At 62.1% G+C, this 6,018-nt stretch carries 6 protein-coding genes and 1 pseudogene; 4 read left to right on the top strand and 3 right to left on the bottom strand.

The window, feature by feature from the left end:
• Positions 1 to 139: 139 nt before the first annotated feature.
• Positions 140 to 337 (top strand): annotated as a pseudogene (locus Q8R27_RS05925) (transposase domain-containing protein); the annotation flags it as partial.
• 26 nt (positions 338 to 363) lie between these two features.
• Here the strand turns inward: Q8R27_RS05925 and Q8R27_RS05930 are convergent.
• Both Q8R27_RS05930 and Q8R27_RS05935 read right to left on the bottom strand, forming a co-directional pair.
• Complete coding sequence (locus tag Q8R27_RS05930; protein ID WP_305698142.1) at positions 364 to 1,056, bottom strand: hypothetical protein; 693 nt, start codon at positions 1,054 to 1,056, stop codon at positions 364 to 366.
• A complete protein-coding gene (locus tag Q8R27_RS05935; RefSeq protein WP_305698143.1) occupies positions 1,053 to 1,529 on the bottom strand; it encodes a hypothetical protein in 477 nt (158 codons plus the stop codon). Before Q8R27_RS05935 ends, Q8R27_RS05930 begins: the two co-directional genes overlap by 4 nt.
• Positions 1,530 to 1,802: 273 nt before the next feature.
• On the opposite strand from Q8R27_RS05935, the gene Q8R27_RS05940 reads away from it, so the two are divergent.
• The 3 genes from Q8R27_RS05940 to Q8R27_RS05950 are packed head-to-tail and all read left to right on the top strand — an operon-like array spanning position 1,803 to position 5,046.
• Positions 1,803 to 2,969 carry a CBASS cGAMP synthase gene (locus Q8R27_RS05940; protein ID WP_305698144.1) on the top strand — a complete coding sequence of 389 codons (1,167 nt, stop codon included), beginning with the start codon at positions 1,803 to 1,805 and terminating at the stop codon, positions 2,967 to 2,969.
• Complete coding sequence (locus Q8R27_RS05945; protein ID WP_305698145.1) at positions 2,966 to 4,582, top strand: ThiF family adenylyltransferase; 1,617 nt, start codon at positions 2,966 to 2,968, stop codon at positions 4,580 to 4,582. The genes Q8R27_RS05940 and Q8R27_RS05945 overlap by 4 nt, the downstream gene beginning before the upstream one ends.
• Entirely contained in the window at positions 4,570 to 5,046 is a 477-nt protein-coding gene (locus Q8R27_RS05950) for a Mov34/MPN/PAD-1 family protein (RefSeq protein ID WP_305698146.1), read from the top strand. The genes Q8R27_RS05945 and Q8R27_RS05950 overlap by 13 nt, the downstream gene beginning before the upstream one ends.
• Positions 5,047 to 5,111: 65 nt before the next feature.
• Here Q8R27_RS05950 and Q8R27_RS05955 read toward each other — a convergent pair whose 3' ends face one another.
• Entirely contained in the window at positions 5,112 to 5,930 is an 819-nt protein-coding gene (locus tag Q8R27_RS05955; RefSeq protein ID WP_305698147.1) for a hypothetical protein, read from the bottom strand.
• Positions 5,931 to 6,018 lie beyond the last annotated feature (88 nt).

Below are 6,018 nucleotides of genomic sequence, written 5' to 3' on the forward strand. Positions count from 1 at the left end.
GGACTCACCTCAACGTGGACCACCTCGCCCGTCGCTCGTTGCTCGCTGTATTGCCGCCGCACCCGACGTCCGTACAGCGCATGCCAGCGGTAGAAGACTTCGACCTCTTGCCCGACATGGGCAGAATGACCCTGTGATTGCAACGGGTCAGGCGAACTGGCTGTTCGCGGGAACCCTGGCGACGAGCAAGCGAGCGGCCACCAGCTTGATCCAGACGGATAAGCTCAACGGGCACGATCCCTACGAGTACATCAAGGACGTCCTGCAGCGCCTGCTCACCCACAGAGTCAGCCAGATCGCCAATCTGCTGCCCCATCGTTGGCCGCCAGCGGGCTGAGCCGAACTACCCGTGGCCCGCGCGGGTCAACATGTGTTGGCTGGCCGCTTACCCTTCAGCAACTCGGCACGAGCCTTCTCGGCATCAGTGAACGAGTCGATGCCGCTGAAATCGCGGGTTACCAGGTCCAGCGAAATGTGGCCCCGAGTGGGCGAGTTGGTCCAGTAGTAGCCCTCCAGCCGCTTGTCGCCCGATGTGAGCCGAAGGTCCCCGTAGCCCGTGGTGAGCTTGTCCTCGGCGTCCTGCAGCCGCCGCATTTCGAAGACGTACTGAAGCTGCGCAATCGAGCTCCGTGGTTCAACCACCATGGTCTCCAATGTGGACCGGGCCGGCAAGCTGGGCGTATAGGACTGGATTGTCAGGAAGAAGTAGCTCTGCTGGACCACGAACGCGATCGGGATGGGCGGCAGCGAATCGGCGCCCTCGGTTGGCTTGAATTCTGTCTTCAATTCGCCCCACCACAGCCCGTGAACCATGCGCTTTCCCATAAGCCAGGCGAGCTTCGGGTGCTTCCATTTCAGCTTTGACAGCCCCCAGATCAGTAGCGGCGGCACAGCCAGCGCGGTGGAAACACTCTGCCAGATGACTTTCACCGGGTGCGCCTGCAGTTCTGGTAGGCGGAACAAGAGGATGCCGCCAGCCACTACCAGCACGACATAGCCGCAGTACTTGAACAGCCGCAGGAGGTCGTCGTAGGTCAGGCTAACGGGTAGCATCAAAGGATTTCACTCCAAGTCAGTCGTCCAGCTTCATAGATGGACGCCGCGTGTTCGTGGGTAAGAAGCCCTATGGCCACGATGCCGGCCACCTTCGAGGCCAGGAGCGCCGTCATGTGCCTAGCGCCGCTGGCGCGCGGCACAGCGGCTGACATGCTGGGCAGTGGTGGCGCGATAAACTGGCAGAGGTGGGTTAGCGACGCCGAACTGGCATGCACGAAGTGGAACCCGTCGTGCCAGGGAGAAGACAGGCGCGCTGTTCGAGCAAGCACTTCGCAGATGAGCTCGGCCCCCTGTACCGGTAGATCGAAATGCTCATCGCCCACGACTTCAAGCTGAAGATGAGGCAGTGCCATCAGCGAGTCGTAAAACACGATACCCAGCCCAGCGAAATCGCTGGGGAGATTGGGGGCAGCGTGGCGCAGCAGGTGAAGAGCGCTGAATGCTTGAGGGGAATGCAAAAAAGAAGCCTCCACGCAAGCGCTAGCCTAACACCCCACCGATCATAGATATAGCATATGACCTGCTATGTCGGGCAGACTCCGCCTGAGCTTGGTGGGTATTATCCCTATTTCGCTCGTAGGGTCTTGAAAAGACTAACCCCAACACCATCTCCTTACGTGCCGAATCCTCAGTACGCGTTGGCGCAGTAGCCGGCTTGCCGGTTTAAGGGCTGAACGGGTGGGTCGGTGCTTGCAGGCGACGAGTCTGAACACGCGTCGCGCCGTCCATCACATGCCCGACTGCCCATGCTGAACCTGAGCGCCCTCTTTTACACAGAAGTCGAACTTGAATCCTGCCTCTTCGGCAACTTGAACCTGCGTGACCAAGACCGCAAGGAAATCGCCGAGGCCAAGAACGAGGTCCGGATGGCGCTGCGCGACGGCATCCCCCGCGTCTACGCGGCAGAAGGCCATCCCGGCAAGGTTCCGCAGCCGCGCTTCTTCACCCAGGGTTCCTGGGCCTACAAAACGCTGAATGCTCCCGCGCAGGAGCCCCAGCAGGCCGACGTCGACGACGGATGCTACCTACCGCTCAGCTTCCTGAATCAGACCGACAGTCCCAGCGTCGCAGCGGATGTGTTCTTCGGCGTGGCGGAGAAGGCACTGGCTGACCTGGTCAAGGAAAAGGGCTGGAAGCTCTCCGGCAAGCCGACCTGCATCCGGGTGGAAATCAGCGACCTCGCGCACATCGACATTCCGCTGTACGCCATCCCGGACAACGAGTTCGAGACTCTCGTGAAGGCGGAGAACGCCCTTCGCGGCTCCATGAAAGACACCCGCAACTTCTCCGAGGCCACGATCGAAAGCTGGGACGAACTGCCCACAACCAAAGTGCTGCTGGCCCACCGCGAGGAAGGCTGGATGCACTCCGACCCCCGCCCGGTGAAGGAGTGGTTCGTCGATCAAGTCGAGACCCGTGGCGAACAGCTGCGCCGCGTCGTGCGATACATCAAGGCGTACCGTGACTGGACCTGGAAATCGGGCGGTCCCAGCTCCATCCTGCTGATGGCCGCAGCGTCGCCGTTGTTCGTGAAGCAGGATCGTCGTGATGACCAGGCGCTGGTCGACGTCGTCAAGCAGTTGCCGGCGGCGCTGCGCAAGGGTGTCAGCAACCCGATCAACCCGAATGAGTCGCTGACCGACCGCCTGCGTGCGCCCAGTGATGAGGTAGATCTGGTCGAACAGGCGGCGCTGCGGTTCGAGGATCTGGGCCGCCGGCTCCAGGCGGCGCTGGACGCCGGTAGCGCCGAGCAGGCATGCACCTGGCTGCAGGGGATGTTCGGGCCGCGCTTCCCGGATCGTCCTGACCGCGTCAAGGTGGGCGCAGCCGCTTCGATCATCGCGACCGCCATCGCATCCTCTCCGGCGATTGCGGGCCCCAACGAGCTGGTCGGGCGGACGCGCGCCGGATGAAATTTGAGAAGGTCACGATCCCAGACCTGACCGCCGCGCTGCAAAAACGTGGCTTCTCGTACTTGAAGCGGGACGAGCGCGGAAGGTTGAGGTACGCCGGTCAGCTGCGCCTGAAGGCGAAGAACTACCCGTGCGAGCTGGCAATCTCGCCCGCGCTTGATGATTTTCCCCGCGTCTGGCTGACGCTGGTTCCGCCTGGGCGACCTGAACTACAGCCCCACCTGAGTGTGGACGGGTACCTGTGCTACTTGGCGGTGGGCTCGGTCATCTTTGACTCCTTCAATCCGATTCAGCAGACGATGGCCTGCCTAGACCGGGCCGAGCAGGTCCTGGAAGACATCCTGGCCGGCAAGATGGTCGAGGACCTGGCGGAGGAATTCCACATCACCTGGGGCCACCGCTGGTGCATGCTGGACGTCGACGAACGCCGGCCCGGCAGGCTGGATGCCTACACGTACGGCGGGAAGATCAGCGTCGCCACAGACGACAAGCAGCGCACCCACGCCAAGCTGGAAGCAATTGGCCTGGGGCGACCCAAAACCGAGTTGAGGGCGTTCCGCGTTCACACCAAGGCAAGGCCTATGCCGCTGCAGGAAAGCTGGCCGCCCAAGACCGTACAGGCGTTCCTGAAGTGGCAGAACATGTTGGACCCGAGGTGCAGAAAAAAGATCGAACAGCGCCTCATAGAGATGTTCCAGGTGAAGGCGGCGCGCGTGCTGGTCCTTATCGACTCTCCGCAGGTCCAGTACGGCGTCGAGGTGGACCTCAAGCGAAATCCCGCCGGCATCGCCAACAAGCCGTCTCTGCGCGAGAGCCTATATCGCCTGCCAGTCGGTCGAATCTCTGTGTACCGGATCGACGACCGGTACCTGGCCGAGCGCAACCTGCCCGGATCCAAGACCCTAGCCGGGCTCAAGGTCGGACTGGTCGGGTGCGGGACGATTGGTGGCTACCTTGCCGAGATGCTGGCGAAGGCAGGTGCCGGCACGGTTGGCGGAAAGCTGACGTTGGTGGATATGGGCTCGCTCGATCCCGGCAACCTCGGCCGCCATCGGCTCGGTTTCAACGCCCTGATCAAGAACAAGGCAGAGGCGATGTGCGAAGAGCTCAAGCGCGTTGCACCGGGCATTGACGCGGTGGCCGTGGTCAGGGATGTGAAGGATGTGAATCTAGAACCGCTGGATCTGTTGATCGACGGCACCGGGGAACAAGGCCTGACCGACTGGCTCACCTGGAAGTATGCGGACAAAGTGCCGTTCTTGGCGGCCTGGGTTGAAGGGACCGGCGCGGCCGTCCGCGCCCTGCTGAAGGCCAAGCCAGAGCACGCCTGTGCGCGATGCGTGTCGCAGCCGCCCCTGAAGGACCAGTACCGCGTGTTCGACGTGCCGCCGGAGGTCATCATGAAGGGGCATGGCTGCGAAGGCCTGTATGTTCCCTTCCCTGCCTCTGCGTCCGTACAGGCGGCCGCCCTGGCGATGGAGATGGTACAGGCCTGGCTGGACGCCGCCGAGTCGCCCAGCTTCAGGACACGTGTGCTTGATCTGCAACGCGAGGTTCATTTCAAGGATTGCTCACCCCAACGGTACGTAGGATGCCCTGCATGCGCCAAGTGAGAGATTGGACGCTCGCCGACGGCAGCCTTCTGCTGAACTTCTCCGACGACGTCCGCAGTGTGTTTGAGAGGAACGTCCAGGTGGGCGATCTCCCGGAAAGCGGCGGTGTACTGCTGGGAACCGTCCACGAGCGCGGCCTGCTTGTCACGGTAGCCACGACGCCCACGCGGCTGGACCGTCAGCTTCGCTACCTCTTTGAACGGTTGCCTTTCGGGCACCGAGCGGTGGCAAAACGCAAGTGGCGCCAAAGCGCTGGCACCACCCGCTACATCGGTGAGTGGCACACACATCCGCAAGACATCCCCGTTCCCTCAAGCATCGACCTGGACGAGTGGCGGAAGCTGGCCAAGAAGCGGGCCGACAAGCGCCCCCTGCTGGCAGTGATCGTGGGTCGCCACGGCCTTCACGTGGAGCTGGCGCACGGTAACGGCCATCGAGAACAGCTCACTCCTTACATCGACTGAGCACGTAGTGCGCCGCAGCTGCGCTTCATATCTCCACCTCTCTGCGCAGGCCAGCTCAATGTGGATCATCGCCGACGCTTCATACGCAACCGCGTGTACGACGGCTTCGCGGGGGCATGGACATGGTGCTGGACGTCGCGGATGGTGACAGCTACCCGTCGTGCTGCGTAGACTTGGCCATTGACGCGTACGATGCAGTCCATGTAATGCGTGCCGAGGTAGCGCGTGCGCTCTTCCGCCTGCAGCAGCCGCATCCCCATCCTGCGATGACCAAGGTCGCTGAAGGCGTCGGCGTCCGGTCCCTTGTTACGTACTGTCCATTCGACGGTGGCGAACTGCGGGACGACATGAGGGTTGACAATCGTGAAGACCAACGTGCAGCCCTTGGCGACACCAGGCACCTGGTTGCGGTGGGTAGTCACAAAGCGGCGATTCGCGCCAGTGCCCGTGTAGACCGTGATGTCGATTTCGGGCAGCTGCATGAGCGACCGTGAGGTGCGCTCGTCCACCAGTTCGACCTCATCCACGTTCGGTAGCGGCATCAGGAAAGAAAACGCCTCGCTCCAGATCAGCCCCGCCGAAACTTCATTGGCCGCCTCTGCGGCGCGCTCGGCGATGTCAAGCAGCGCATCGAGCCTCGGCAGAAACGAGGCCCACGCCTCCTCACTCATGCGGTTGAGATCTTCTTCGGCTTTGGTGGCCGGGTTCTGAACGCTGCGCTTGCGGTTCAGCCTACCGTGCATGGTCTTGATGATGGAAATCAGAGCATCGTCATCGGCGACACCGAGCAGGAAGTTGAACCCGATGTCGGGGTAGGCCTCCGTGACCAGGACCGGGGTCTCCTCGTTTTCAGTGCAATAAGTGACGGTACGAAAAGCTAGCACTGGCGCGGAGGTGGTGTTGGTAGATCGTTGATTTCATTGACTTTCCTGTTCACTTTCAAATCTGCGATTCGTGGCGTCAAACCGTGGT

It is taken from the genome of Phenylobacterium sp. (genome assembly GCF_030697305.1).
Classification (GTDB): Bacteria; Pseudomonadota; Alphaproteobacteria; order Caulobacterales; family Caulobacteraceae; genus Phenylobacterium.

Bases quoted from the DNA above. Each gene is read 5' to 3' on its own strand.
- Q8R27_RS05940 (WP_305698144.1), top strand. From the start codon at position 1,803: ATGCTGAACCTGAGCGCCCTCTTTTACACAGAAGTCGAACTTGAATCC.
- Q8R27_RS05945 (WP_305698145.1), top strand. From the start codon at position 2,966: ATGAAATTTGAGAAGGTCACGATCCCAGACCTGACCGCCGCGCTGCAA.
- Q8R27_RS05950 (WP_305698146.1), top strand. From the start codon at position 4,570: ATGCGCCAAGTGAGAGATTGGACGCTCGCCGACGGCAGCCTTCTGCTG.